Annotated in this window: 23 protein-coding genes and 3 pseudogenes; 14 read left to right on the top strand and 12 right to left on the bottom strand. The window is 63.7% G+C overall.

The window, feature by feature from the left end; genetic code table 11:
* Positions 1-37: 37 nt before the first annotated feature.
* Positions 38-781 (top strand): GGDEF domain-containing protein, encoded by a 744-nt coding sequence (locus JJC00_RS31700; protein ID WP_200469717.1) that lies wholly within the window; start codon positions 38-40, stop codon positions 779-781.
* 2 nt (positions 782-783) lie between these two features.
* On the opposite strand, the gene JJC00_RS31695 is transcribed toward JJC00_RS31700, so the two are convergent.
* From JJC00_RS31695 to JJC00_RS31685, 3 genes are all read right to left on the bottom strand, one after another.
* Complete coding sequence (locus tag JJC00_RS31695) at positions 784-1,035, bottom strand: hypothetical protein (RefSeq protein WP_200469716.1); 252 nt, start codon at positions 1,033-1,035, stop codon at positions 784-786.
* Between the two features lie 22 nt (positions 1,036-1,057).
* Positions 1,058-1,264 (bottom strand): hypothetical protein, encoded by a 207-nt coding sequence (locus JJC00_RS31690; RefSeq protein ID WP_194479659.1) that lies wholly within the window; start codon positions 1,262-1,264, stop codon positions 1,058-1,060.
* Positions 1,265-1,400: 136 nt separating this feature from the next.
* Entirely contained in the window at positions 1,401-1,607 is a 207-nt protein-coding gene (locus tag JJC00_RS31685; RefSeq protein ID WP_008546179.1) for a YdcH family protein, read from the bottom strand.
* Positions 1,608-1,933: 326 nt separating this feature from the next.
* Here JJC00_RS31685 and JJC00_RS31680 point away from each other — a divergent pair, with 326 nt between their 5' ends.
* Positions 1,934-2,116, top strand: a complete 183-nt coding sequence (locus JJC00_RS31680; RefSeq protein WP_200469715.1) for a YdcH family protein — start codon at positions 1,934-1,936, stop codon at positions 2,114-2,116.
* 112 nt (positions 2,117-2,228) lie between these two features.
* Here JJC00_RS31680 and JJC00_RS31675 read toward each other — a convergent pair whose 3' ends face one another.
* The gene (locus JJC00_RS31675) at positions 2,229-3,332 is read right to left on the bottom strand and encodes an NAD(P)/FAD-dependent oxidoreductase (protein WP_200469714.1); all 1,104 of its coding nucleotides are present in this window, start codon (positions 3,330-3,332) and stop codon (positions 2,229-2,231) included.
* Between the two features lie 205 nt (positions 3,333-3,537).
* Between JJC00_RS31675 and JJC00_RS31670 the strand changes: the two genes are divergently transcribed.
* The 5 genes from JJC00_RS31670 to JJC00_RS31650 are packed head-to-tail and all read left to right on the top strand — an operon-like array spanning position 3,538 to position 10,684.
* Entirely contained in the window at positions 3,538-6,222 is a 2,685-nt protein-coding gene (locus JJC00_RS31670) for a sensor domain-containing protein (RefSeq protein ID WP_200469713.1), read from the top strand.
* Positions 6,223-6,261: 39 nt separating this feature from the next.
* Positions 6,262-7,740 (top strand): glycerol-3-phosphate dehydrogenase, encoded by a 1,479-nt coding sequence (locus JJC00_RS31665; protein WP_200469712.1) that lies wholly within the window; start codon positions 6,262-6,264, stop codon positions 7,738-7,740.
* A 52-nt stretch (positions 7,741-7,792) separates the two neighbouring features.
* On the top strand, positions 7,793-8,962 hold the full coding sequence (locus tag JJC00_RS31660; protein ID WP_200469711.1) for an ABC transporter ATP-binding protein: 1,170 nt from the start codon (positions 7,793-7,795) through the stop codon (positions 8,960-8,962).
* Entirely contained in the window at positions 8,959-9,870 is a 912-nt protein-coding gene (locus tag JJC00_RS31655; RefSeq protein ID WP_200469710.1) for an ABC transporter permease, read from the top strand. Before JJC00_RS31660 ends, JJC00_RS31655 begins: the two co-directional genes overlap by 4 nt.
* A gap of 1 nt (position 9,871) precedes the next feature.
* Positions 9,872-10,684 carry an ABC transporter permease gene (locus tag JJC00_RS31650; RefSeq protein WP_200469709.1) on the top strand — a complete coding sequence of 271 codons (813 nt, stop codon included), beginning with the start codon at positions 9,872-9,874 and terminating at the stop codon, positions 10,682-10,684.
* A gap of 102 nt (positions 10,685-10,786) precedes the next feature.
* On the opposite strand, the gene JJC00_RS31645 is transcribed toward JJC00_RS31650, so the two are convergent.
* The 4 genes from JJC00_RS31645 to JJC00_RS31630 all read right to left on the bottom strand — a co-directional run bounded on the left by JJC00_RS31645 (position 10,787) and on the right by JJC00_RS31630 (position 15,364).
* Positions 10,787-11,638 carry a carbohydrate ABC transporter permease gene (locus tag JJC00_RS31645; RefSeq protein WP_200469708.1) on the bottom strand — a complete coding sequence of 284 codons (852 nt, stop codon included), beginning with the start codon at positions 11,636-11,638 and terminating at the stop codon, positions 10,787-10,789.
* Positions 11,635-12,507 carry a carbohydrate ABC transporter permease gene (locus JJC00_RS31640; RefSeq protein ID WP_200469707.1) on the bottom strand — a complete coding sequence of 291 codons (873 nt, stop codon included), beginning with the start codon at positions 12,505-12,507 and terminating at the stop codon, positions 11,635-11,637. The genes JJC00_RS31645 and JJC00_RS31640 overlap by 4 nt, the downstream gene beginning before the upstream one ends.
* Positions 12,508-12,605: 98 nt before the next feature.
* Positions 12,606-13,991 carry an ABC transporter substrate-binding protein gene (locus JJC00_RS31635; RefSeq protein ID WP_200469706.1) on the bottom strand — a complete coding sequence of 462 codons (1,386 nt, stop codon included), beginning with the start codon at positions 13,989-13,991 and terminating at the stop codon, positions 12,606-12,608.
* Between the two features lie 392 nt (positions 13,992-14,383).
* A complete protein-coding gene (locus tag JJC00_RS31630) occupies positions 14,384-15,364 on the bottom strand; it encodes a LysR family transcriptional regulator (protein WP_246773987.1) in 981 nt (326 codons plus the stop codon).
* Positions 15,365-15,481: 117 nt separating this feature from the next.
* Between JJC00_RS31630 and JJC00_RS31625 the strand changes: the two genes are divergently transcribed.
* Positions 15,482-16,555, top strand: coding sequence for a 4-oxalomesaconate tautomerase (locus JJC00_RS31625; protein WP_200469704.1), 1,074 nt, complete (start codon positions 15,482-15,484; stop codon positions 16,553-16,555).
* A gap of 54 nt (positions 16,556-16,609) precedes the next feature.
* Positions 16,610-17,995, top strand: coding sequence for a C4-dicarboxylate transporter DctA (dctA, locus tag JJC00_RS31620; RefSeq protein ID WP_200469703.1), 1,386 nt, complete (start codon positions 16,610-16,612; stop codon positions 17,993-17,995).
* A 96-nt stretch (positions 17,996-18,091) separates the two neighbouring features.
* On the opposite strand, the gene JJC00_RS31615 is transcribed toward dctA, so the two are convergent.
* Positions 18,092-19,981: an AsmA family protein gene (locus tag JJC00_RS31615; RefSeq protein WP_200474300.1), complete on the bottom strand. Its 1,890-nt coding sequence runs from the start codon at positions 19,979-19,981 to the stop codon at positions 18,092-18,094.
* Between the two features lie 273 nt (positions 19,982-20,254).
* Here JJC00_RS31615 and JJC00_RS31610 point away from each other — a divergent pair, with 273 nt between their 5' ends.
* Both JJC00_RS31610 and JJC00_RS31605 read left to right on the top strand, forming a co-directional pair.
* Entirely contained in the window at positions 20,255-20,962 is a 708-nt protein-coding gene (locus JJC00_RS31610) for a CoA transferase subunit A (protein WP_200469702.1), read from the top strand.
* A gap of 15 nt (positions 20,963-20,977) precedes the next feature.
* Complete coding sequence (locus JJC00_RS31605; RefSeq protein ID WP_200469701.1) at positions 20,978-21,628, top strand: 3-oxoacid CoA-transferase subunit B; 651 nt, start codon at positions 20,978-20,980, stop codon at positions 21,626-21,628.
* Positions 21,629-21,753: 125 nt separating this feature from the next.
* Here the strand turns inward: JJC00_RS31605 and JJC00_RS31600 are convergent.
* A pseudogene (locus JJC00_RS31600) lies at positions 21,754-22,414 on the bottom strand (formylglycine-generating enzyme family protein); the annotation flags it as partial.
* A 53-nt stretch (positions 22,415-22,467) separates the two neighbouring features.
* Positions 22,468-23,565 carry a copper-containing nitrite reductase gene (gene nirK / locus JJC00_RS31595; RefSeq protein WP_200469700.1) on the bottom strand — a complete coding sequence of 366 codons (1,098 nt, stop codon included), beginning with the start codon at positions 23,563-23,565 and terminating at the stop codon, positions 22,468-22,470.
* Between the two features lie 252 nt (positions 23,566-23,817).
* On the opposite strand from nirK, the pseudogene JJC00_RS38395 reads away from it, so the two are divergent.
* Both JJC00_RS38395 and JJC00_RS31585 read left to right on the top strand, forming a co-directional pair.
* Positions 23,818-24,180, top strand: a pseudogene (locus tag JJC00_RS38395) (radical SAM protein); the annotation flags it as partial.
* Positions 24,168-25,075, top strand: a pseudogene (locus tag JJC00_RS31585) (NnrS family protein); the annotation flags it as partial. The pseudogenes JJC00_RS38395 and JJC00_RS31585, both read left to right, overlap by 13 nt.
* 3 nt (positions 25,076-25,078) lie before the next feature.
* Here JJC00_RS31585 and JJC00_RS31580 read toward each other — a convergent pair.
* Positions 25,079-26,116: an AraC family transcriptional regulator gene (locus JJC00_RS31580; protein ID WP_200469698.1), complete on the bottom strand. Its 1,038-nt coding sequence runs from the start codon at positions 26,114-26,116 to the stop codon at positions 25,079-25,081.
* Positions 26,117-26,317: 201 nt separating this feature from the next.
* Between JJC00_RS31580 and JJC00_RS31575 the strand changes: the two genes are divergently transcribed.
* Entirely contained in the window at positions 26,318-26,938 is a 621-nt protein-coding gene (locus JJC00_RS31575; RefSeq protein WP_200469697.1) for a response regulator transcription factor, read from the top strand.
* The last annotated feature ends 62 nt before the right edge of the window (positions 26,939-27,000 follow it).

Genomic DNA, 27,000 nt, shown 5'->3' with positions numbered 1-27,000 from the left:
GGTGAATCCCCGCAAGCCTTCATTGAGCAGGATGCCCATGAAGAAACCAAAAAGGGCGACCGCTGCGAAGGCCAAAAAGGGCCGAAAAACCAGCGGGAGCCGAACGAAAACTGCACCCAAGCGGTCCGCGGCGGCGCGCCGCGCGCCCGCAGCCCGCGCTGCCAAGGAAACTGGCAAGGAAACTGGCAAGGAAACTGCCAAGGAAACCAGCAAGGCGACGATCCGCGGCCTGCGGACCAAGCTCTCGCAGGCGCTGCGACGCGTCGCCGAGCTTGAGGCGGCGGCCGACACCGATTTCCTGCTGGACATCCCCAACCGGCGCGGCTTCGAGCGCGAGCTCCAGCGCGCCATCGCCTACATGAAGCGCTACCGCGCCAGCGGCGCGCTGATCGTGCTCGACGTCGACCGGTTGAAGCCAATCAACGATTCCTTCGGTCATGGCGCCGGTGACGAGGTGCTGAAGGCGATCGCCGCGACGCTGACACGGCAGATCCGCGCCTCCGACGTGGTCGGCCGTCTCGGCGGTGACGAGTTTGCCCTGCTGTTGTGGAATCTCAGCGAGACCGATGCCAAGGCGAAGGCGGCCATCTTCGAGCAGGCGATCGACGATTTGTCGTTCAGCTTTCGCGGCCAGCACGTGACCGCGGGCGCCTCCGCTGGTGTCGCGCTGCTCGGCGCGCAGTCTGATGCGGTGCGTGCGCTGGAGGAGGCCGACGCCGCCATGTATGTGCGCAAGGCGCAGCGCCGGCACGAGCCGCGGATCAGGCTTGCCAGCAGCTGACCCTACAGTGTTGCGAGATCTTCCGGCACGTTGCCGAATTTGCGCAGCAGCGTGGCGTCACCGAATTCGCCGGTCATGGGATCGCCGCTGCGGCTGAATGCGATCGCGCCGATGTGGCCCGCACCGTGCGCCAGAGCCTCGGCGCGCCGCAACGCGGCCGTCGAGCTCTGGCATTCCTCGGCGGCGCCGGCGACAGGCGATCCGTCGGCATCGATCAGGAAGGGCATTGCAACGTAGTAGGTCACGTCCGACATGGCGTTGCTCCATTCGTGAGGTTCAGGCAGCGCTGCTTCTGCTGCGTGACGTTTCCGGGATGCAGCCGGCCGAAATCGCCGCCTGCAATTCTTCCAGCTCTGCTTCCAGATATTCGTTGGCCATGATCAACGCCTTGATGGTGCTGCGCAGATTGCCGTCGCACATCGCAATGGCCTGGTCGCAGGCTTGTTCGTAATGGCTGTTGTCGAGGAGGGCGGGGACTGACATCTGCGGTGTCCTTGCGGGTTGTCCTTGAGCGTTTCCTGGGGCGTTTCCTGGGGCGTCGGGGGCGGAATTTATGTTCCTCTTTTGTTCTTTTTGAGTCAAGCGGATTCATGCGTGGCAATCCGCGACCGCTCGCGGATCAAGCGATGATGTCGGGCGTGATCTGGTCTTCGATGAAGGCGATACGGTCGCGCAACAACAGCTTGCGCTTCTTCAACCGCTGTAACCGCAATAGGTCGGGGGCGGGCGATTGATGCAGTGCATCGATCGCCGCATCGAGATCTCGGTGTTCCTGCTGCAACCGGGTAAGCTCGGCTTCGAGCTCACGCTCGTCTTCATTGGTCATGTTTGCGGTGGCCGAAAACCGATAGGCTGAGATTAAGGCTGTGGATGCCCTGTGGAAATTATCGTCCTTGCGCGGCGTGACCGCAAGCGATCTGCGACCTTCGCGCACCGCTCCCTCGCAAGATATTTCAACGATTCGCAAGCGTGTCGCGCAACCACATTGATATCATGGATTTTTCACCGCGTGGTTCCTTACTCACGGTTCGTTACATATGAATTTTCAAAAATGACGGTGCGACGACGGATAGCCATCGACAGAACGAATCGGTGATGTACAATTCCTTGTCCGGATCGAATCCAAGGTCACCCCTACCGAGGAGGTTTCGAATGACAATTCAGGCACATCTGGTTGAATTGGAACGGAAGCACAAAACTCTCGAACACGAATTGCACGAAGCTCTCGTGCACCTTTCAACAGACGACCTGCAAATTGTTGAGTTGAAGCGCCGGAAGTTGATGGTCAAGGACCAGATCGAGCGTCTGAAGCACACCGGCGACACGCTTCACTAGTAACCCCCGTAACAGCGTAGAGTTTGATCGTATCCTTTCAGGCAGGGATGAGAGCCTTTGCGCTCGTCCCTGCCGTATGGTGCGCGCCGCGCAATGATCGTTGCGCGGGCGTTTAGCTTTCTGCGAGCTCCGCGACGTGATCTGCGATCGCGAGCGACGATGTCAGTCCCGGCGATTCGATGCCGAACAGATTGATCAAACCCGCGACGCCATGGTCGCGCGGACCCTGCATCAGGAAATCCTGCGTTGCTACGGCCGGCGGCACGATCTTCGGGCGGATGCCCGAATAGCTCGGCATCAACGCGCCGTCGGGAAGCGTCGGCCAGTATTTGCGGATCGCAGGATAGAACCGCTCGGCGCGCGACGGATCAACCTCATAGCCGATCGTCTCGATCCATTCGACGTCGGGGCCAAAGCGCGCCTGTCCTGCCATGTCCAGCGTCAGATGCACGCCGAGCCCGCCGGGCTCGGGCACGGGATAGATCAGGTGCGAGAACGGTGCGCGCGCGTTGCAGCTGAAATAGTTTCCCTTGGCGAGATAGGCCGGCGGAATCCGGTCAATCGGCATGCCGTCGATGTGGCGTGCCACGGTCGTCGCCGAAAGCCCGGCGGCGTTGACGAGCAGGCCGCATTGCAGCGTCATCGGTGCTTCGCCGCCGGCTTCGATCTCGATCATGCCGGCATCCGCCTTGGCGCGGATCAGCGGTGTGTGAAACGCAAAGGCCGCGCCCGCCTCCTCGGCCTCGCCGCGCAGCGAGAGCATGTAGGCATGGCTGTCGATGATGCCGGTCGACGGCGAGAGCAATGCGGCGTCACAGGCCAGCGCCGGTTCCAGCGCGCGCGCGGCTTCGCCCGAGAGCAACTGCATGTCGAGCACGCCGTTGGCCTCGGCATGCGCCTTGATCGATTGCAGCTTCTCGGTTTCCTTTGCATTGGTCGCGACGATCAGCTTGCCGCAATTCTTGTGCGGGATGCCGCGCTCGCCGCAATAGCGATAGAGCGCATGCTTGCCGCTGACGCACATGCGCGCCATCCAGCTTCCGGCGCGGTAGTAGATCCCGGCATGGATCACCTCGCTGTTGCGTGAGGAGGTGATGGTGCCGATGGCCTCGGTCTCTTCGAGCACGATCACTTCGCGCCCGGCCTGGGCCAGCTTCCTTGCCACCGCGAGCCCGACCACACCGGCTCCGATGACGACGCAGTCGACCCTATCCATGGTTGTGCAGAGGTCCCGCTGAAGTTGCCGAGAGGGCCGGTTTGCATGGGAAACGCGCCGCGCGGCCGCAGTCCGTTAAGGAAGCATTTATCATGTCAGGGCAATTGCCGTATTACGCGTCACATTTTTCTGTTGGACGTACAGGCGTTTACCCGATCCAAACCCGTGAAGCCAGACAATCCGCAGTTGAAATCGCGGGTGGCTGATGGCTGAGAAGAACTGGCAGGAAGGCAGCATGCTTCCGATTGCTGTGCAGGCCGTCGTGTGCCTGGCCAGCGCGGTCGCGCCCACGCGTGCCTATGCGGATAGCTTCGTCCTGCCGAACCATCTTGGCAATCTCGACCCTAATCTGGTGTGGGAAGCCCTGATCGGGGGCGTTGTCGTCTGCGGGTTCCTGGCGGCGATCGCGCTGTGGATCCATTCCGCGCTGCGCCGGAGCAAGCGTTCGCAATTGCGGCGCAACGCCTTCGTCTCCTCCGCCATGAACAATCTCAACCAGGGCGTGGTGATGACGGATGCGCGGCGGTGCATCATCTTTTGCAACGACCGCTATCTCGAGATCTACGGCCTGACGCGCTCGGACCTGTGGACCGGCATGACCGGCTACGACATCCTCGAGTTGCGGCGCAAGCGTGGGGTCCTCGTCGTCTCCGACGACGATTTCTACGAGAAGGCGGCAAGCGCCAACGGCCTGATCAGCGAGCTGCCGGACGGCCGGGCCATCCTGGTCAAATATTTCATTCTGCCGAACGGCGGCTCGGTGGCGACCCATCTCGACGTCAGCGAGCAGCGCAACCTGTCGCGGCAGCTCGCCTCGACCAAGCAATTCCTGGAAACGGTGCTGGACAACGTTCCGGCCTGCGTGGCCGCGAAGAACATCGAGGACGGCCGCTACATCTTTGCCAACCGCGCCTATGAGCGCTTCTGGGGCTTTTCGCGCGACCAGGTCGTCGGCAAGAATGCGCGCGAGCTGTTCGGCCCGAAATCGGCGGCGAGCATCGAGGCGACCGACCGGGCCGCGCTGCTGGCGCCGGAAGGACAGTATCGCAACGAATTCGAGGTCGAGGTCCAACGCGACCAGACCCGGCGCATGGTGGCCTCGATCCGCATCGTGGTCCGCAACGAGAGCAACAAGCCGGAATTCCTGCTGGTGGTGTTCGAGGACATCACCGATCGGCAATCGCTGTCGATGGAGTTGGAGAGCACCAAGAAGTTCCTCGAATTGGTGGTCGACAATATCCCGGTGGCGCTGATCGTGGAGCAGGTCAAGGATGGCCGCTATCTGCTCGCCAACCGCAGCGCCGAGACGATCCTCAACCGCAGGCGCGAGGAAGCCACCGGCCTGACCGCCGCCGACATCTTCAATGCCAAGGAAGCCAAGCTGATCATCGCGCGCGACGAGGCGGCGATCAAGAAGCGCGGGATGATCACCGAGGAGCATCCGATCTCCACCAAGGACGGCCTGCGCCTGTTCCTGACCCGGCGTGCCACGGTGCTCAACGATGCCGGCGAGCCGCAATATCTGATCAAGACCCACGAGGACGTCACCAACCGCCGGCAGACCGAGTCGCGGATGGCGCACATGGCCTATCACGACGGCCTCACCGACCTGCCGAACCGCGCCGCCTTCCTTCAGGCGTTGAACCAGATGATCGAGGCCTGCGAGGGGACCGACGAGGAATTCGCTGTCCTTTGCGTCGATCTCGACGGCCTCAAGGAAGTCAACGACGTGTTCGGCCATGCGCTCGGCGACAAGCTGCTGATCGAGGTGGCCCAGCGGTTCCAGGACACCGCACGCGGCGGCTTGGTGGCGCGCCTGTCCGGCGACGAATTCGGCCTGATCATCGACGGCAAGCAGCCCGATGCGGGCCTTGCTCTGGCGCAGCAGCTCGGCGAGGCGCTTGCGCCGGAATTCCACATCGATGGCCGCGCGGTCCGCGCCGGTATCACCACCGGCATGTCGATCTTCCCGCACAATGGCCCCGACGGTGCTTCGCTGCTTGCCAATGCCGGCGCCGCCCTGTTCCGTGCCAAGCAGAAATCGCGCGGCACGATCAGCCTCTACCAGCCCGAGATGGACCAGCAGATCCGCGACCGCCGCGTGCTGCACCAGGATCTGTCGAAGGCGATCAAGAACGGCGAGCTGTCGCTGGCCTTCCAGCCCCAGGGCATCGCGCGCAACAGCGTCGCCGAGAGCGAGATCATCGGCTTCGAGGCCCTGGCACGCTGGCAGCATCCGGTGCGTGGCCAGGTCTCGCCGGCCGAATTCATCCCGATCGCGGAAGAAAGCGGCCTGATCGTCGAGATGGGCGAATGGATCCTGCGGCAGGTCTGCCGCGAGGCGGCGTCGTGGCCGAAGCCGCTGCAGGTCGCAGTCAATCTGTCGCCGGCGCAGTTCATGCACGGCGACGTCGTCGGCCTCGTCCATTCGATTCTGATCGAGACCGGGCTTGCGCCCGGCCGGCTTGAGCTCGAAATCACCGAGGGCGTGCTGATCGAGGACTTCGATCGCGGCCTGGCGCTGCTGCGCCGCCTGAAGGCGCTGGGCGTCCGTATCTCGATGGACGATTTCGGCAGCGGCTATTCCTCGCTGAGCTATCTCCAGGCGTTCCCGTTCGACAAGATCAAGATCGACCGCGCTTTCATCATCAATCTCGGACGCAACCCGCAATCGGCCGCGATCGTCCGCGCCGTGATCGATCTCGGTCATGGCCTCGAAATGTCGATCATCGCCGAGGGCGTCGAGACCATCGACCAGCTCGCCTTCCTCGCCAGGGAAGGCTGCGACGGCGTGCAGGGCTATCTGCTCGGCAAGCCGCTGCCGATCGGGCAATATGCCGGCCTCGTCGGCCGCGTCGAGGCCATGGAGCTTGCGCTCAAGACCGGCTAGTGGTGCTGAGTACTTACCTCGCTCGCTCTCGACGGCTTCATGGCGGATTACGACCTCGCGATCATCGGCGGCGGCCTGAACGGTGTCAGCCTCGCGCGCGATGCCGCCGGCCGCGGGCTGCGGGTGATCCTGATCGAGCAGGGCGATCTCGCCGGTGCTGCCTCGTCGGCGACACCGCGATTGATCCATGGCGATTTATCCGTGCTGGAGCGGCGTGGCTTCTGGCGGGTGCGCCGGGCCCTGGCCGAGCGGTCGACCTGGCTCCGGATCGCGCCGCATCTGGTGCGGCCGATGAGTTTCGTGATCCCCGCCCATTCCGACGAACGCCCGCCATGGCTGTTGCGCGCGGGCCTATACGTTTATGACGTCCTCACGAACCGCGGCGGCCTGCCCCGATCGACTACCCTCGACATCACGCATCATCCGGTCGGCAACGCGCTGAAGCGGCCGTTCGGCATCGCGTTCGAATATGCCGATTGCGTCGTCGACGATTCGCGCCTGGTGGTGCTCACGGCGCTGGATGCCAGTGAGCGTGGCGCCGCGATCCTGACCGGGGCGCGTTGCGTGCGCGCCGACAGGACCGACATCTGGCGGCTCGCGCTGGTCGATCGCGGCCATCGCCGCGTGATCACGGCACGTGCGCTGGCCAATGCCACCGGCGCCTGGACCTCGATGGTTGCCGAGACCGTGCTGCGGCAGAAGCAGCCGGCCATGGCGGCCATGCAGATGAGCCAGATCGTCGTGCCCAGGCTGTTCGAGTCCGACAACGTCTACGTCTTCCAGAACAACGACGGTCGGTTGATTTTTGCCAGCCCGTTCGAACGTGATTTCACGCTGGTCGGCACGGTCACGCATGACTTCACCGGCGATCCCGCAATCGTCGCGATGCCGGGTGCCGATATCGGCTATCTCTGCGAAGCCGCCAGCCGCTATTTTCGCGAGCGCGTTACGCCGAGCGACGTGGTGCGCACGGTCTCCGGCGTCAATTTGACGCCGGCGTCCGCGCGGCGACGCGACGGCACGACGCTGTTCCACGCACGCCGGCGCAAGGCGCCGCTGCTCACGATGTTCGGCGGCGACGTCACGACCTCGCGGCTGCGCGCGGAGCGGGCCGTGACGCGGCTGACCCCGTTCTATCCGATGTCGCCGCGCTGGACCGCCGGCGCGGCATTGCCCGGCGGAGATTTTGCCTGGGATCGTTTCGAGACCGAAATCGACCTCGCCCGCCACTGCTGGCGGTTTCTCTCCGAGCCGCAGGCCCGGCGCCTGGTTGCGGCCTACGGCTCGCGATTGCCGGTCGTGCTGGGCGAGGCGAAGACACGCGATGAGCTGGGCCCAGGTTTTGGGCCCGACCTGACCGGCGCCGAGGTGCGCTATCTCATGGCCCGGGAATGGGCGCGCTTCCCCGAGGACATCCTGTGGCGCCGCTCCAAGCTCGGCCTGACCATGACGGCGGCGGACGGTGAGGCGCTGGCTGCGTTCATGGCGGGTGTGAACGATTCCCCTCGAACCGGTTGAGCAAAATCCGATCCGCCGCTAGCGTGCGGCGGCATTGGGGTTGGCAGGGACCATGACTGACGAGTTGCCCAGAATGAGCGCCGCGGCCAATGCGGCTGGAGATGCGCATCCGGCCGCGGGTGAGCCGCTGCTGCGCATCGAGGGCGTGGGCAAGACGTTCGGGACGTTCCGCGCGGTCGACGGCGTGTCGCTCGACATCAAGGCCGGTGAGTTCTTTGCGCTGCTTGGCCCCAGCGGTTGCGGCAAGACCACGCTGCTGCGCATGCTCGCCGGCTTCGAGGCCCCGGACGAGGGGCGCATCCTGCTCGGCGGCAAGGACATCGCGCAGGCGCTGCCGCACGAGCGTCCGATCAACATGATGTTCCAGAACTACGCATTGTTTCCGCATCTCACGGTGCGCGACAATATCGCCTTCGGCCTCAAGCGCGCCGGCATGGCACGCGCCGACATCGCAACGCGTGTCGCGGAGATGGTTGCGCTGGTGAAGCTCAACGGACTGGAGAAGCGCAAGCCGGACCAGCTCTCCGGCGGCCAGCGCCAGCGTGTGGCGCTGGCCCGCGCGCTGGCGCGGCGGCCGCAATTGTTGCTGCTCGACGAGCCGCTCGCAGCCCTCGACAAGAAATTGCGTGAAAACACGCAGGGCGAGCTGATGGAGCTGCAACGCCGGCTCGGCATGACCTTCATCATCGTCACCCACGACCAGGAAGAAGCGATGACGATGGCGAGCCGGATCGGCGTGATGAACGCCGGCAAGCTTGCCCAGGTCGCGGGCCCCCGCGAGCTCTACGAGGCGCCGCGCTCGCGCTGGATCGCGGAGTTTGTCGGCGACATCAATCTGTTCGACGCCGAGTCCAAATTGCGCGACGGTCATCGCCTGGTCGTTGGCACGCGCGATGCGGGTACGCTGGTGGTGGCCGAGCCGCGCCAGCCCGTCGGCGAGAGCAGATTTTCGGTTGCGATCCGCCCCGAGAAGATCAAGCTGTCGCGTCGTGGTCCCGTGAGCGAGGCCGGTCATGAAACCGCGATCAACCGGCTGGACGGCGTGATCGCCGACATCTGCTATCTCGGCGGCACCACCACCTACAAGGTGAAGCTCGATTCCGGTGGCATGGTGCAGGCGTCCGTCGCCAACAGCGCGCGCCTCGATGTCGATGCCTATAGCCTGAACCAGCAAATCGTCGCGTGGTTCTCGCCTGATGACTGCGTGGTGCTGCCGTCATGAGCGCGCGCCGGATTTTCGCGCGCCCGGCGCGCTTCGCCGCGATCGCCCCTTATGTCTGGATGGTGCTGTTCTTCCTGGTGCCGTTCGGTTTCGTGCTGAAGATCAGCCTGTCGCAGACGGCAATCGCGCAGCCGCCTTACGAGCCGGTGTTCGACCTGACGGCCGGGTGGACGGCGATCCGCGCGGCCTTTGCCGCGCTGGGAATCGACAATTTCAAGCTGATCACCTCCGACGACCTTTATGTGTTCGCCTATCTGCGCAGTCTCACCGTTGCGGTGACGGCGACCGCGTTGCTGCTGCTGATCGGCTATCCCATCGCGTACGGCATGGCGCGGCTGCCGAAGCGCTGGCAGGCGGTGGCGATGGTGCTGGTGATCGTGCCGTTCTGGACCTCGTTCCTGATCCGCATCTATGCCTGGATCAATATCCTCCAGCACGACGGCCTGCTCAATCAGTTCCTGCTGGCGCTGCATCTGGTCAGCGCGCCGGTGGTGTGGCTGTCCACCGACACCGCGATGTATATCGGCATCGTCTATTCCTATTTGCCGTTCATGATCCTGCCGCTCTACGCCACGCTCGCCAAGATGGAGCCGGCACTGGAGGAAGCGGCCGGCGATCTGGGCGCGCCGCCCTGGCAGGTCTTCTGGCTGGTGACATTTCCACTGTCGCTGCCGGGCGTCGGCGCCGGCGTGCTGTTGTGCTTCATTCCGATCGTCGGCGAGTTCGTGATCCCGGATCTTCTCGCCGGCTCCAATTCGCTGATGATCGGCCAGACGCTATGGCTCGAATTCTTCACCAACAAGGATTGGCCGGTGGCGTCGAGCGCAGCGATCGTGCTGCTCGTAGTGCTGCTGCTGCCGCTACTGCTCTATGAGCGGCTGCAGCGGCGGCAGTTGGAGGAGCGGTGAGATGCGCAAATTCTCTCGCCTGTCCCGCTTCAACATCGCTTCGCTCGCGCTCGGGCTCGCCTTCCTCTATCTGCCGATCCTCATTCTCGTCATCTACTCCTTCAACGCCTCGCGGCTGGTGACGGTGTGGGGCGGCTGGTCGCTGCGCTGGTACCACGAGTTCTTTGGCGACCGCGCCATGATCGAGGCATCCTGGATGAGCCTGCGGGTCGCGGTCGCGTCCGCAACCATCGCCACGCTGATCGGTACGCTGGCCGCGGTGGCGCTGGCGCGCGGCGAGCGCTTTCGCGGCCGTACGTTGTTCTCCGGCATGCTCTATGCGCCGCTGGTGATGCCGGAGGTGATCACGGGATTGTCGCTGCTGCTGCTGTTCGTTGCGCTGAACGCCGAGCGTGGCTTCTGGACGGTGACGATCGCGCATACCACGCTGACGATGTGTTTCGTCGCCGTCGTCGTGCAGTCGCGCCTCGGCTCGCTCGACCGGTCGCTGGAGGAGGCGGCGATGGACCTCGGCTGCGCCCCCGTGCGCGCCTTCCTGTCGGTGACGTTGCCGCTGATTGCACCAGCGATCGTCGCCGGGTGGATGCTCGCCTTCACCCTCTCGCTCGACGATCTCGTGATTGCAAGCTTCACCACGGGGCCCGGCTCGGCGACGCTGCCGATACGGATCTATTCCGAGGTGCGGCTGGGCGTGAAGCCCGAGATCAATGCGATCTGCACCCTGGTGATCGCCCTGATCGCGATCGTCATCGTTATCGCCTCGCTCGCTTCAAAGCTATCGAGTTCGCAGGGCAAGAGCGCGGCGCCGCTATAGGCCCCTGCTGTCATTGCGAGGAGCTCTTGCGACGAAGCAATCCAGAGTGTCTCCGCGGGAGCATTTCTGGATTGCTTCGCTTCGCTCGCAATGACGAGGGGGCTAGGACTTCACCGCACCCGCTGTCAGCCCGCCGACCATGTAGCGGCGGAAGGCGTAATAGACCGCAGCCGGCGGCAGCGCGTAGATGAAGCCGGTGGTCATCAAGAGTTCCCACGGCGAATCGTCGGCGGCGAGGAAGTTGCCGAGCGCGACGGGAAGCGTGATCTCCTGGTCGTTCGACAGCAGCAGGAATGCATAGAGATATTCGTTCCAGGCGAGCAGCACTGCATAGGTGCCGATCGCGACCAGCGAGGGCATCATCAGCGGCAGATAGACCAGACGGAAGATCTGCAGCGTGGTGGCGCCGTCCATCACCGCGGCTTCATCCAGCTCGACCGGCAGCTTGTCCGAGGCCTGCTTCAGCACCCAGATCGCGTAAGGCGAGGCGATCGTCACCATCGCCAGGATCAGCGCCCAGTGATTGTTGAGCAGGCCGTAATTTCCCATGGTGCGGTACATCGGCACGGCAAGGAATGCCGCGGGGATGAAATAGGTGAAGAGCGCGAGGTTCAGCACCATGCGCCCGCCGGGCACCTTCAGCCGCGAGATCGAGAACGCCGCGGCCGTGGCGATGAACAGCGTCAATGCGCCGACGGCCGCGGCGATCAGCGTCGAATTCCAGAACTGGACGTAGAAGTCGCGCAGGAAATAGTGCTGCTGCTTGAACACGATTTCGAAGTTGTGCAGCGTCGGATGGTCCGGCCACAGCTTGCCCGAGAACGCGTCCTCCTTCGGGGAGATCGCGAACAGGAACATGTGGTAGATCGGGATCATCGTCCACAGGAAGACAGGAATGCCGATCAGGAGCAGCCGCGCTTCCGTCGCGACGTCACGGAGAGAGGGAAGCTTCATCGCGACAACCGTTTCATCATGAAATACACGAGCGGCAGGACGAACGGCATCGCGCAGACGATGGAGGCCATCGCGAGCGACAGCTGGTCGAGCCGGAGATAGCGGATACCGAGCGTCGACAGCACGTGCGTGAGGTCGGCCGGGCCGCCGCCGGTGAGCAGATAGACGCTGTTGAAATCGCCGAGCGTCCAGATCATCGAGAGCAGCGTGCAGGTGATGTAGAGCGTCTGCATCGACGGCCAGGTGATGAAGCGGAATTTCTGCCACCAGCTCGCGCCATCGACCTCGGCGGCCTCGAACAGGTCCTGCGCGATTGCAAGGCGCCCGGTGATCAGGATCAGCGTCCAGAACGGCAGCGACTTCCAGATGTGCACGCCGATCGCCATGGTCAGCGCCACGGTCGGGTCATTCAGCCAGTTCGGGCCGTCATCGCCGGTCAAAGAGAAGATCAGGTGGTTGATCATGCCCCATTCGGGATTGAGCATGAAGCGGACCGACAGGATGGTCGGGATCGACGGCACCGCCCAGGGCAGGATGAAGATCACCGAGAGCCACTTGATCCAGGTGCGCTGCACGGCGAAGAAGCCGGACAGGAACAGCGCGATCAGCATCTTGATGTTGATGCCGATCACCAGGAAGATCAGCGTATTGACCGCGGCGCGCGCGAAGATCGGGTCGTTGTAGAGCGCGACATAGTTCGACGGGGCCCGCGCCAGCCATAGCCCGTAGCAGACGGGATAGACCACGAAGGCGAGGAAAACGAGCAGGTAGGGCGCGAGCAGCGCGATGCCCCAGGCCTGCGCCGGGGTCAGCCGCGGCGACAAGGGGGAGGCGGGGATCGACTGATCGCCAGAGAGCGTGATCGCCATTCTTTTAGGACTCTTTGAAAGGACTTCCGGCCGCACGCGGCGGCCGGTGTTAGCGTTTCGCCTCTCCCCGCGCCAGCGAGGAGAGGAAGAAAGAGAGCTTAGCCTGCAACCTGCTTGATGCGGGCGATCAGCTCGTCGACGGCCTTGTCGACCGGGACCTTCTCACTGACAACCCGGTTCATCGCCTTGGCCCAGACGTTCTCGTTGTTGAGGATCGTGAACTTCCAGTTCTTGGTGAAGTCGAACGGCGCGGTGCCGCCCGTGAACTGGGCGTAGACCGCCTTGCGGTGCTTGTCGGCCTGCCAGAATGGGCTGGCCTGGCTTTCCTTCGTCACGGGGAACCAGCGGCCGAGCGCGCCTTCGATATAGGGTCGGACGTTCTCTTCCTGGAGCAGGAAGCTGATGAACTGCTTGGCCTCGGCCTTGTTCTTGGCCGCGGTGAAGACCAACCCGGTCTTGACGTCGGAGCGGTAGCGGATGGTCGAACCATCCGGCGCCTTCGGGAAGGACGCCGTGATGATGTCCTGTTCATAGGCCTTCTTGCCGGCGTCGCGCTGTTCTTGCGTGAGCGCCTGATTCTGCGAATCCTCGTACCACTTCGCCGCGATCGAGATCGTGAAATTGTGGGTCATCACGATCGTCTTGTTGTGGAAGGCGACGTTGTTGTCCGGATCCTTCCAGGTCGTGGACGATGGCGGGGTGCAGCCCTTGATGTAGGTGTCGGTGTAGTCCTTCAGCGCATGGATCAGGCCGTCGCGCACCTTTGGGTCGTCGACCAGGAGCTTGCCGTCGTCGTCGACCAGCTTGACGTGGTAGGCGTCCATGAAAGTGTAGAACGACTGGAAGGCGTCGGTGGATTCCACGCCCATCGGCTGTCCGACGGCATAAATGCGCTGGCCGGTCGCCTTGCGGATCCCCGGCTGAACCTTGTCGCACCAGAACGTCCAGTACCCAGCCCAGTCGGTCGGGATGTCGCTCTGCTTGAAGCCCGCCTTCTCCAGCATGTCGTTCCAGATCTGGACGTGCATGCTCTGCTGCTTCAGCGGGAAGCCGTAATAGGCCTTCTTCTTGGTGACGTCGTTATAAAGGATCGATGCGTCCAGCGTGTTCTGCACGAACCGGCCCTTGATCGGCTCCATGACGTCCGTGAGGTCCTCGAGCTTGCCCTCATAGGCCCACTTGCCCTGCGCCTGCACGTCGTAGGAATCGGAATAGGCGACATCGGGCACGGTGCCGGCGTCGAGTGCGGCGACCGTCTTCGGAATCATGTCCTGAATCGCGTATTGCGACAATTCGACCTTGATGCCGGTCTTGGCTTCGAACTTCTTGATCGTCTCGAGCAGCGCGTCGTCTTCGGACCGATAGAAGCCTTTGCCCCACCAGACCGTAATCGTCTTTTGCTGCGCAAATGCGGGTGCAGCGGCTGCAAACAGCCCGGCCGCAGCGACCGCCAGTGATACTGCGCCAATAACCTTGGATCTCACGTTTTTCTCCCTCAAACGGCCGGTGTTTTTAACCGGTCGAGCAAAACACTAGCGCATGGCGGTAGTCCGATCTAGCGGCATGTTGTCAGACCTATGTCGTGGGGGCGTCGGGCGCGAGGAGATGCTTAATGCGCGCATCGATCCAATCGCCGCATCAATTTGTGGCAATCAATTCGCCTCGCGCCTTCTGGCTTCGTCTGATCATCCCACACCTGCTCGCCGCCAGTGAAAGATCGGGCTGTTCTATGCGGTATGAGCACTGAACGCAACGCCACCGGCCGGGCCAGCGAGCTCCGGCCGCAGAATCTGGAAATGCCTCGGGAACGCGGCGGGCTCATCCGAGGAACTCCGGTTCAAGGGCGAACGGCCTGCACCGCCACGCGGGCGAGCGATCAGCGTTTCCCCTTCATGCCTGTCGGAACGGCATTCGAACCTGCCTCAGCGGATCGGGATCGCGGCTTGCCTTGCCCGCTCGTCCGGGAAGGCGAGCGCCATGCTTCGAGGAGCATCTTGAGAAACTGGCTGGCATGAGGAGATAGTGTCGCCCCGCGCCTGCGCACGATTCCAATCGTCCGCGATACTTCCGGCTCGATCAACCGAATGGTGTGAATGATCGGATGACCGGCCGCCGGCGTCGCGAGCCTCGGTAGCACGGCGATGCCCAGCCCCGCTTCGACCAGGCCAAGCGAACCGGAGAGGTGAGCGACTTCATAGGACCAGTTGAGCTGCAGGCCGTGTCGCGCCAGCGCATTGTCGATCAATGCGCGATTGCCGCTGTTACGACCGACGGTGATGATTCGGTGCGGCACGATCTCCGTCCAGCTTACCTGTTTGCGCGATGCCAACGGATGGTCATGACGGCAGGCCAGAACGAAAGGGTCCTCGACCAGTTTCTCAAATTCAATTTCGGCATGCGAGGCGCCAATGAAATTGATGCCGAAGTCGGCTTCTCCGCGCGCGACCGCTTCCAGTCCCTCGTTGGCTCCGATGTCCAGAATCCGGATGCGAATGCGCGGATAGGCTTCGGCGAACCGGCCGATCGCACGCGGCAGGAAATAGAACACGGCTGTCGGCACCGCAGCCACCGAAACCAAACCTGAACTTCGCGCGCCGATATCGTGAATGGCGAGCACCGAGGTCTCAAACTCGTCGATGAGGCGACGCACTTTCGGCAGGAAGTCGCGCCCCGTCATGGTGAGATTGACGTGCCGCGTCGACCGTTCGAGCAACGGCGCACCGAGGCTTTCTTCCAGTTTTTGAATGCGCCGGCTGAGCGCTGGCTGCGACAGGTTCAGCGCCTTGGCGGTCCGGACAAAGCTTCCCGTCTCCGCCACGGTGATGAACGCTTTGAGGTCGAGCAGTTCTGCGTTCATGGTCCGCTCCATTATACCGATATATGAAACAATACATCAGATATTTGCATTTCACAAAAGAGTTCTGGCGGACGATGCTCTGGTCCGAGCGAAGATGTCGACGAACGGAACAGCTCCATGAACGATCAGATTGCCATTCCCTGTGTGGTCATGCGCGGAGGAACCTCACGCGGGCCGTTTTTTCTAGCCAGCGATCTTCCGGCCGACCCCAGGTTGCGCGACGCCATCCTGCTCTCCGTGATGGGAGGTGGGCACGATCTTGGAATAGACGGTATCGGCGGCGGCAATGCCGTTATCAACAAGGTTGCGATCGTTGGACCGGGATCGGTGCCCGGCGCCGATGTTGACTACCTGTTTGCCCAGGTGCGGGTTCGTGAAGGGATCGTCGATACCTCGCCCAACTGCGGGAATATGCTGGCGGCGGTGGGGCCGTTCGCGATTGAAGGCGGGCTGGTCGCCGCCGCCGCAGATCGCACCCATGTGCGCATCCACAATGTCAACACCGGTAAGCTGATTGACGCGATGGTTGCCACCCCCGGAGGGCGGGTGACCTATGAGGGCGAGGCGAGGATCGACGGTGTACCGGGAACGGCCGCGGCGATCGAACTGTCGTTTCCCAACGCGGCCGGCGCACGCACCGGCCGCCTCCTGCCCACGGGGCGACCGGTCGACCGCATCGAAGGGATCGATGTGACTTGCATCGACGCTGCCATGCCCGTGATGCTGGTCCGCGCGGCGGATCTTGGCTGGAGCGGCCGCGAGGCACCCTCAGATTTCACCGACAGCTACTTCCGCGCGCGTCTCGAAACCTTGCGCATCGAGGCTGGACGCCGGATGGGCTTTCCGAATTCTGCGGCAATGGTGATCCCAAAACCGGTCCTGATATCGTCCGCAAGCGAGGCGACGTTGAACGTCAGGTACTTCATGCCACACGACTGCCATAGCGCGCTGGCGGTGACGGGCGCTGTCGCGATTGCGACTGCCTGTGTCACGCCCGGAACGATCGCCGCGGAGATGGTGGGACCGCTGGCGCCACCGGTGCCGATCACGCTGGCCCATCCCTCCGGCCAACTCGTCGTTCGGCTGGAGCCCGGCCCGGTTGCCCGGGTGCAGCGGACTGCGCGGCGAATCTTCGAGGGCCACGTCTTCGCCCGTCGGTCGCACATTGCTCATTCGGTCCTGGCGGCCTGAAGCCGGCCGCCTCCGGAGTCATCAAGAAAAATCAAAGCCATGGGAGAAACGAGAATGCACAAGGAAGCTTTGGTTGAGCATCCCAACACTGAGGCGCGAAAGCCGTTCTATCGGGTTCTCTATGTTCAGGTGCTGATCGGACTCATGCTGGGTATCCTCACGGGCCATTTCTGGCCGGAATTTGGCGCCGCGCTGAAGCCCCTCGGAGACGGCTTCGTCAAGCTGGTCAAGATGATGATCGCGCCAATCGTGTTCTGCACCATTGTCAGCGGCATCAACAGCATCAGCGATTCCCGCGAGATCGGCCGCACACTGGTCAAGTCCATGGCGCTGTTCTACCTGCTGACCGTGCTGGCGCTGCTGACTGGCCTGATGGCCGTATCGCTGATCCAGCCGGGCGCGGGCATGCATGTGTCCGTCAGTACGCTGGATCCGTCGGTCGCCGCGAAATTCACCAAGCAGGCAGGTACGAGCGGATTTGCGGACTTCGTGCTGCACATCATCCCGCATTCGTTCTTTGGAGCGTTTGCTGATGGCGAAGTGCTCCCGGTGCTGCTGCTCTCCGTCGTGATTGCCTTTGGGCTGAGCCGCGCCGGCGACGGCGGTGTCGTGGTGGCAAAGGCAATCGCCTCGTTCTCGCAGGTGCTGTTTGTGTCCTTCGGCTTCATCATGAAACTCGCTCCGCTCGGCGCCTTTGGCGCCATGGCGTTCACGGTGGGCCGCTACGGCATCCGTTCGATTGGTTCGCTCGGACTGCTGATCCTGACATTCTATATCGCCTGCTCCGTCTTCGTGGTCGTCGTGCTTGGTACGCTGGCGCGGCTGAACGGCTTCAGCCTGTGGAAGACCATCCGCTACTTCAAGGAAGAACTGCTGATCGTGCTCGGCACGTCGTCGTCGGAGCCGGCGCTGCCCGGCGCACTGCGCAAGCTGGAGCAGCTCGGATGCCGGAAGGGCGTGTCGGGGCTCGTGTTGCCGATGGGCTACTCTTTCAATCTGGACGGCAGCGCCATCTATCTTACCTTGGCGTCCATCTTCATTGCGCAGGCCTGCGACATCCATTTGTCATGGGGGCAGATCGCCGCGATGCTGGGGCTGATGCTGCTGACGTCCAAAGGGGCGGCCGGTGTCACCGGCAGCGGCTTCGTCGCGCTTGTTGCGACCCTCTCCGTCATGCCGGATTTGCCCGTGGCGGGCGTGGCACTGCTTGTCGGCATCGATCGCTTCATGTCGGAGGCGCGGGCGCTGACCAGCATGATCAGCAATTGTGTCGCAGCCATCACCGTTTCGCTGTGGGAGGACGCTTGTGACCGCGAGGTGTTGGCCCGCGAGCTGGGACAGGACGGCACTCTCAAGGTCGAGGCGGGACCGAAGATTGGCGGGGCAGCAGCGGTGCAGGAGGACAAGATCTGGATTTCGACGACGCAGCCCGCCGCTTGACGCCGCGTCTGGATGAAATCGGTGGCGGTATTCCGTTTGGCAGGTCGAACCCGTGGCCCGCAGGCTCCCAACCCAAAGAGAGCGACGTTGATCACTCTAATTGGATTTGGCGTTGTCCTTTGCGTTCTCCGCCGTCGGCGATCCCTCCGGCGCCTGTCGCTTTCCGCCGATGATGCGTTGCTTCAGCAGGTCGAGGAAAGGAGACGCCGCAGGCGACTGGCGGATCAGGGCCTCGGGGTCGGGGAAGATCAGCGGATCGTCCCAGGGACCCTGCACCATGAAGGGCAGTTGAAAGCCTGACGTTGTGTTGAGGCTGGCCACACCCTTCATGTCGTATTCGCGCGTCGGCACCGATGCGGTGCCGGTCAGCGTGATCTTCGCAGCCGGCCCTTCGATGCGGATGTCCTCGGCGGTGGCGATCCCGTCGGCGAATTTCACGGCAATGGTGAGATTGTCGTAAGGCGTCGAGCCGTTGCGGAAATTGCCGCCGCCGGACAATGGCCGGCGCTCCAGCCGCTTCAGCAACTGCTCGGCATTGAAGCCCGCGATCGCGCCGTCATGCCCGGTCACAGTGGCGGTGCCGTCGAGCGACTGCACCAGGCCGAACGGGCTCGAGCCGGAAGCGAGGAGCGATACGTTGATATTGCCGCGGCCGGACAGCTTGTTGAGGCCGAACAGCTCCGAGGCGCAGGCCTGGAGGTCGACGTCGGTGAACTGGAATTGCGCCTTGATGTCGGCGACGGTGTCGGACCGCGAGATGCCGAACGAGCCCTTGGCGATGCCGCCATAGACTTGCGCCTCGCCGACCGAGAGCGCCAGCGTGCCGTTGCGCAAGTTGGCGCCGATCGCGGTGCGGCCAAGCTTCGTGGGGCCGACCGTCAGCTTGGCGGCCGAGAGGCGCATGTCGAGGTCGGTGCTCGAAAGTCCGTTGAGATCGAACAGCTGCCTGTTCCAGTCGCGCGCGCCGCTCGCGAGCAGGCGGAAGGTGGAGATATAAGGTGTGAAGTCGAGCGCGTCGGCGGCGAGCGTCGCCTGCAGCGTCTGCCGGCCGTTATTGGCGTAGGTCATGACGCCTTCGGCGGTGTTGCCGTCGAGCTCGACATTGACATTGGTGAGCGCGATCGAGGCGCCGACGACATTGGCGCGCGCCTTCAGCGCGAAGCGGCCGAAGCCGCCGCTGCCCGGCTGCGGCTGGCCGGTCCAGCGCAGCGCGTTGCGCAAGGACGGGCTGTCGATGGTGAGCGTACCCTCCATCATCGGGCTGGTGCGGTTGGCGACGCTGCCGTCGAAGGCGAGCTTGAGCGGCGCGCTGGCGATCCGCGCCTTCAGGCCCGAGCGGTCGCCCGAGAGGGCTGCGACGAAATCGGCAAAGCTGATCGAGCCGTCGACGCGCTCGCCGCGCCAGTCGAACTGCCCCGTCGCGGCAAAGGAGCGCGAGATCGAGGGCCAGGCCAGCGACAGGTCGATGTCCTCGAGCTTCTCGGTGGCGTTCGTGGCGGCGTCCTCGTAGTCGAGCACGCCGTCCTGGATCCTGATCTCGGAGAACGAGACCTGGCTGTCGGCGCCGGGCTTCATCGTGCGCGCAATGGTCTGGATGAAAGGTGTCCAGTTGCTCTCGCCGTCCGGCTTCAGACTGACATGGATGTGGGGACGCAGCAACGTCAGGTCGGCGATCTCGAACCGTTGCAGCAGCAAGGGCAGGAGCCTGAGATTGGCGGTGAGCACGTCGACATGGAGCGCGGGGTCGGCGGTGCCGCCACCCTTCAGGCCGACGTCATGGAAGGAGATGTAGCTGGCCGGCAGCACGGAAATGTCGATGTTGCCTGCCACGCTGAGCTCGAGCCCGGTGACGTCGCGGATCTGCGCTTCCACGGCCTTGCGCAGTGCGTCGCGGTTGATGAGCCAGGAGGTCGCGATCAGGGCGATCAGCGCGACGCCGAGCAGCGCCGCGATCGGCGTCCCGAGGCGCTTCATTCCTTGGGCCATGGTCAATGGCGTGTCCTGATCGGGTTGGTCGCTGGAGCCAGAAGGGCGGAGCGGGAAACCTCCGCGCCCCCACGCCCAACCCCCGCAACTTGATGGGTTTTCTTGTCGCTTTCAAGGCCGCGGACGGGTCTGCCCACGGCGTGGGCAGCTTCTACCACCGGCTCTCGGAACGGAGAACCCCGTATCATTGACGGCTTCGGACGATTCCGCCTAATAATCGCCGCCAATAAGGCGTGACGCCTGCAGGCCGCAGCTTCAGTCGAGGGTTTTTGCATGAACAAGGTCTATCCCGACGCCAAGTCGGCTCTTGAGGGCGTTCTCAAGGACAACATGATGATCATGTCGGGTGGCTTCGGCCTCTGCGGCATTGCCGAGGTGCTGTCGGACGCGATCCGCGACTCCGGCGTAAAGGGTCTGACCGTTGTCTCGAACAATGCCGGCGTCGACGGCATCGGGCTCAGCCGCCTGCTGGAAACCCGCCAGATCAAGAAGATGATCTCATCCTATGTCGGCGAGAACAAGCTGTTCGCCCAGCAATTCCTCGCCGGCGAGCTGGAACTCGAATTCAACCCGCAGGGCACGCTGGCCGAGCGCATCCGCGCCGGCGGCGCTGGCATCCCGGCCTTCTACACCAAGACCGGCGTCGGCACGCTGATCGCCGAAGGCAAGGAAGTGAAAGAGTTCGACGGCGAGAAGTACCTGATGGAGCGCGGCCTGTTCGCCGACCTCGCCATCGTGCACGCCTGGAAGGGTGATACCGCCGGTAACCTGATTTACCGCAAGACCGCGCGCAACTTTAACCCGATGATGGCGACCGCGGCCAAGATCACGGTGGCCGAGGTCGAGCATCTGGTTCCCGCCGGTGAACTCAACCCCGACCACATCCACACGCCCGGCATCTTCGTGAAGCGCATCGTCGAGGTCGGCACGGCCAAGAAGCGCATCGAATTCCGCAACACCCGCCCGCGCACCGCAGCTTGAGATCAGGAGAGTAAGATGGCCTGGACCCGTGAACAGATGGCTGCGCGCGCCGCGAAGGAATTGCGCGACGGCTATTACGTCAATCTCGGCATCGGCATCCCGACGCTGGTCTCGAACTACATTCCTGATGGCGTTGATGTCAGCCTCCAGAGCGAGAACGGCATGCTCGGCATGGGCCCGTTCCCCTACGAGGACGAGGTCGATGCCGACCTCATCAACGCCGGCAAGCAGACCGTGAGCGAGCTGCCGTCGACCTCGTATTTCTCCAGCGCGGATTCCTTCGGCATGATCCGCGGCGGCCACATGGATCTGTCGATCCTCGGCGCCATGCAGGTGGCCCAGAACGGCGATCTCGCCAACTGGATGATCCCCGGCAAGATGGTCAAGGGCATGGGCGGTGCGATGGACCTCGTCGCCGGCGTCAAGCGCGTCGTCGTGGTGATGGAGCATTCCGCCAAGGACGGCGCCAAGCTCTTGAAAAAGTGCACTCTGCCGCTGACCGGCGAACGCGTCGTCGACATGGTCGTCACCGATCTCGCCGTCTTCACCATCGACAAACACGGCGACGGCGGCATGGCGCTGATCGAGCTCGCCGACGGCGTCACGCTCGACGAGGTCAAGTCCAAGACCGAAGCCGAATTCCGCGTCGCGCTGAAGAATACGTAAGACAACGATCGCGAGCGATTGTGAATGGCCGGGCTTCGTCCCGGCCATTTTCGTTTGTGTGGGGCGCACTACTTCCAAACCGTCATTGCGAGGAGCTCTTGCGGCGAAGCAATCCAGACTGTCTCCGCGGAGGGACTCTGGCGCACGAAGCAGGTCGAGGTCCACTCCCAGACGTTGCCGGCGAGGATCGGACACGCCACGCTCGTTGAGGCCGAACTTGCCGAACGGATAGGCCGTGGTGTCGGAGAGGTCGCGTTCGGATTCGCGCTCGTAGCGGCTGATCCAGCGTTTTGCGGGATCGTCTGCGTCGACCGGCGCGCCGTCATCCCTGAACTTCGAGCCCGCTGCAAAGGCCCATTCCGCATCGCTCGGCAGGCGGTAATGGTGGCCGCTCTTGCGCGACAGCCAGCTCGCATAAGCTTGGGCATCGTGCCAGCTCACCTGCACCGCGGGGCGATCGGGTGCAATCGCCACGCTCCGATCGAGCGCGTGGCACGCACCGTCCTGCACGCAAAGCTGGTAGTCGGCGGAGGAGACCTGCTCGCGCATGATGTGAAGCGGCCGCGTGAATTGCAGTGTGCGCAGCGGCGCCTCGGCCTGCTGTCCGGCACGCGTGAAATCGCCGGCCTCGCGATAGGCGAAGCTGCCCGCGGCGATCTCGACGATAGCAGGCCCGCCTTGCGTGCCGCGTGTCGACATCTCGGCGACCAGCGGCGCAACAGCCAGTGGTCCCGCGAACCCCGCCGCACAGGCGAGCAGCAATTTGAGCTTGAATGCGATCAGCATGGTGATTCCCCCGAAAAAAGAAAGGGCCGGCGATGGCTGGCCCTTTCCCGCCTCTAGTTGGTGTTGGCGGCCGGTATCTCAGCAGGCGCCTTCACCTGGGTCATCAGATCGTCGTTCCATTTGCCTTCGACCTTGAAGTGCGCGGTGGCGCCAAGGTCGGCGGCCTCGATCAGATTATGCGTGACATAGGCGTAGATGCCGGGCTGCAGGAACTTGTACATCGCAGCTCCCGCCGAGCCGCCGCGGATGAACCAGGTTTCGAGCCCGGTCTCTGGCGGGTTGGAGAACTTGCCGGTCTCCCAGACATAGTCGCCATGACCGCCGATCAGATGCGGCCGGCTGTCGCGATTGGCCTGCGAATGCACGATCAGCACGTTCTCGCCGACCTTGGCCGTCAGCGCGTTCTTGCCGGTGAGCGCGCCGACCTTGCCGTTGAAGACGACGTGGGAGGGGATCAGCTTCTTCATCACCTCTTCGGTGTCGGTGAAGGCTTCGCCTGGCGAGTCATAGGACTTGAAATTGCCCTTCTCGTCGCGCGGCACGTACATGTCCTGCTCGCCGACATAATAGACCTTGTCGTATTTCAGCGCGTGACCCTTGCCGTCATTCAGCCCATCGCGCGGCAGCACCATCACGGCGCCGTTCATGCCGGAGACGACGTGCCAGGGGATCATCGGGCCGCCCGGCGCGCAGTGATAGACGAACACGCCGGTCCGCGTTGCCTTCCAGCGCAGCACGACCTGCTCGCCGGGATTGACCAACGTGAGCTCGGCACCGCCCAGCGCACCGGTTGCGGCGTGGAAGTCGATGTTGTGCGGCATGGTATTGGTCGCGGGATTGACCAGCGTCAGCTCGACATAGTCGCCTTCGTGCACGACCATCAGCGGGCCCGGCATCGAGCCGTTGAAGGTCATGGCCTGGAAGGTCGTGCCCTTATCGTCGATGACCACCTTCTTCTCTTCGATGGTCATCTTGAACTCCATGATCTTGGGGCCCTGCGTCGTGGCCTGCTCGTGCGCGTGCACGAAGGGCGGGGCGACCAGCTCGACCTTCTGCCGCGGCAGCTTGAGATCGCTGGCAGCGAAGGCGGGTGTTGCGAGCATCAGAGCGGTCGCGGCGGCGCTGACCAATGCGGCTCTGCGGGTGAACATCGGAAGCATCCTTCATGCGAAAGGGTTTTGATGACGGATGCAGTGTGCGCATATCCGCGCAAGAGTGTTTGCGCTGCGACAAGGTTCTGCCTGGATTCGCCTCCGGTAAGAACCCTAAGAAGTTTACCGAAGTGCGACTCCGGCGCCCGGACTTTGAGCAAGCGCAAGGTGGCCTTCCGGAAAACGGGTAGTCCAATGCCATCCGTGATTTGCCGCGGCCTTGCGCGGCATTGATTTACGAATGGGCAAGAGATGAGGACTGATCTCGCAGCGAGCTACGGCGAAGAGAGATTGCCGCGCTACACGAGCTATCCGACCGCGCCGCACTTTTCGTCGGCGATCGGCGCCGACACCTATGCACGCTGGTTGTCCGAACTTCCCTCGAACGCCAGTGCATCACTTTATCTGCATGTGCCGTTCTGCCGCGAGATGTGCTGGTATTGCGGCTGCCATACCCAGATCGTCCGCCGCGACGGGTTGATTGCGGCCTATCAGCGGACGCTGCGCGGCGAGATCGCAGAGGTCGCCGACACCATCGGCCGACGCATCAAGGTCGAGCACATCCATTTCGGCGGCGGCACGCCGACGATCACGGCGCCCGAGGCTTTTGCCGAGTGGCATTGTCCGCCGAGATCGGCTGGGCGTTCGCGCTTGTCGTCGACGCCGCCTTCCTCGCACTCGTCATCGCGGCCGCCACGCGCGAGATCATCGCGGGCGGTAACTGGCGCAATCTGCCGGTGGTGGTGCTCGTGCTGGTGCTGCTCGCTGGCAATGTCGCCTTCCATCTCGAAGCGCACTATGAAGGTGCAGCCGATGTCAGCATCCGCGTCGGCATTGGCGTGGTCATGCTGCTGATCTCGCTGATCGGCGGCCGCATTATCCCGAGCTTCACCCGCAACTGGCTGGTCAAGTTCAATCCCGGCCGCCTGCCGGTGCCGTTCGGACGGTTTGACGGCGTTGTGATCGGACTGAGCGCGCTCGCGCTCATTGGCTGGATCGTTGCGCCGCTGAGCACCGTCACCGGCGTGGTGATGGCGCTCGTCGGCGCATTGCACCTCGTCCGGTTCGCACGCTGGGCCGGTGATCGCACCACGGGCGAACGGCTGCTGCTGATCCTTCACGTCGGCTACGCCTTCGTGCCGCTCGGCTTCCTCCTCAACGCCCTGGCCGGTTTCGGCGTGTTGCCGCCGAGCGCGGGCATTCATGCCTGGATGACGGGAGCGGCCGGAATCATGACGCTCGCGGTGATGACGCGCGCGAGCCTTGGCCACACCGGACAAGCGCTGACGGCGTCACTGGCGACGCAAGCCTCTACGTCGCGATCATCGTTGCGGCGCTGGCGCGGGTCGCTGCCGTGGTATTGCCCGCGCATAGCGATATGCTGCTGCACATTGCCGCCTGCGGCTGGATCGTCGCGTTCCTCGGCTTCGCAGCCGCGTTCGGGCCGCTGCTCGCCGGCAGCCCGCGGCGTGCACTCGCCATCATCGGCGCGCCGGCCACGGCGCGATAAATGTTAAGCGGCCGACGCCGAAGGAACGCCGGCCGGCTTCGTCAACGGCCGCACGCCCCGCCGCCAGTCGGTGATGGTGCAGCCGAAGCGGCCGCGGAACCAGCGCGCCATGGCACTCTGTGCGGAGAAGCCGAGCTGTGCGGCGATATCCGCCAGCGGCCGCTCGGGGTCCTCGATCAGCCGGATCACGAGATCGGCGCGCTGCGCATCGAGGATCGCCGAGAAGCTGGTGCCGGCGTCGGCGAGATGCCGGTGAATGGTGCGGCGGGTGCAGGCGAGATGTTCGGCCACCCGCTCGACCGTGCAGTCGCCGCTTGCGAGCAGGCTGCGCACGACCTCGTCGACCTTCTCCTCCCAGCTTGCCGGCCTGTTTTCGATCGCCTCGATCCGCTTGCGCAAATAGTTCGCGATCACGGGATGCGCGCTCGGGATCCGGCGCTTCATGTCGTGCGCCGACAGCAGGATCGCGTCCTCCTCCGCGTTGAAGATGACGCGGCAGCCGAAGAAGTCGCGGTAACGCTTGCGGTCGTGTGGCGGCGGGTAGTGCAGATGCACCTCCTGCGGCCGCCAGTCAGTTCCGAACAACGATTGGATGATGCGATGGACGCTGCCCAGCGCCATGTCGATCGACTGGCGCGAGGCCGTCGGCTGTCGCCCGCGCAGATACAGCGTGACGGTCACGGTCTGCTTGTCCCTGACGACGTCGAGCTTCATGCCGTCGTGATGAACATGGATGAAGCGTGAGAACGCTTCGATCGCCTCGCCGACGGTCGCCTGTTCGCGCACGATCAGGCCGACCGCGCCGAAATTGGTCAGTCCGCCGCGCTCGGCGAGCCGCAAGCCGAAATCTTCGGCACCGGACTCCGCTGCCGACATTTCGAGCAGGCGACGCAGGGCTGGGACGGCAATGGGCGTATCGGGCTTGTCGAGGATGGCCAGCGGCAGCCTGACCTTGCGCATCATCTGTCGGGGGTCGAGCCCGACAGACCGGGCGACCTCCGGGTAGTAGCTCAAGCCTGCGCTGCGAATGAGGTCGGTCATGCGACCTGTTCCTGTCAGCATTCTCGCAGATGTCCCGAAATGTAAGGTTTTTGTCCCAATCCGTCAAATCCCGGAACAAGGCGGAACATACATAAAGGGAAAGCGAAGCACCGGCGCGAATGCCGTGCTCATGACGGCGGGGCGCCATGGGCCCCCGGCCGTCTCTTATCAATTGACCAAAGACATTATTGGATCGGAATTATGCCGGGAAACATGCTTTCCAAGGGTGAGGTATTCGTCATTGAAACCGACGCCGCCTCCCGCGAACAATTGTCCAGTGCGCTCCAGCAGAGCGCCTATAACGTCATTTGCTTCGCCGACGGCGCGTCGCTGTTGTCGGAAGCGAAGGCGCGCATGCCGGCCTGCGTGCTGCTGGAGATGCCGCCGGATCGCTCCGCCCTCGACGTGCTCAAGCGCCTGCGCGAGGAAAATTGCATGGCGCCGGTGCTGGTGACCTCGGCGAACGGCAGCATCGCCATGGCGGTCGACGCCATCAAGAATGGCGCGGCTGATTTCATCGAGAAGCCGTTTCGCACCCACGACGTCGTCGGCCGGATCGATGCCGCGATCGACGAATCCGCCCAACCCGATTCGAGCCGGCAACGCTGGCTGGCCGGCTGCGAGCCACTGACCGCGCGCGAAGGCGATGTGCTTGCGCATCTCGCTGTCGGCCTGACCAACAAGGAGATCGCCCGGCGGATGCATCTGAGCGCACGCACGGTCGAAGGCTATCGCGCCAGCATTTTGAAGAAGGCCGGCGCCCGCAACGTGACGGATCTGCTCCGCCGCATCTTCGGCCAGGGTTCGCCCAGCCAGGTCTGAGCCGACCTCTGAGGTTGTGCCGCGGCGTGGTGACGCGTTCCGCGGCCATGGTGCTGCCGCAG

Source organism: Bradyrhizobium diazoefficiens (genome assembly GCF_016616885.1).
In the GTDB taxonomy this organism is placed as follows: domain Bacteria; phylum Pseudomonadota; class Alphaproteobacteria; order Rhizobiales; family Xanthobacteraceae; genus Bradyrhizobium; species Bradyrhizobium diazoefficiens_F.
Note: the sequence above shows the minus strand (reverse complement) of the source record. Positions and strands in the feature narration are given on the sequence as shown.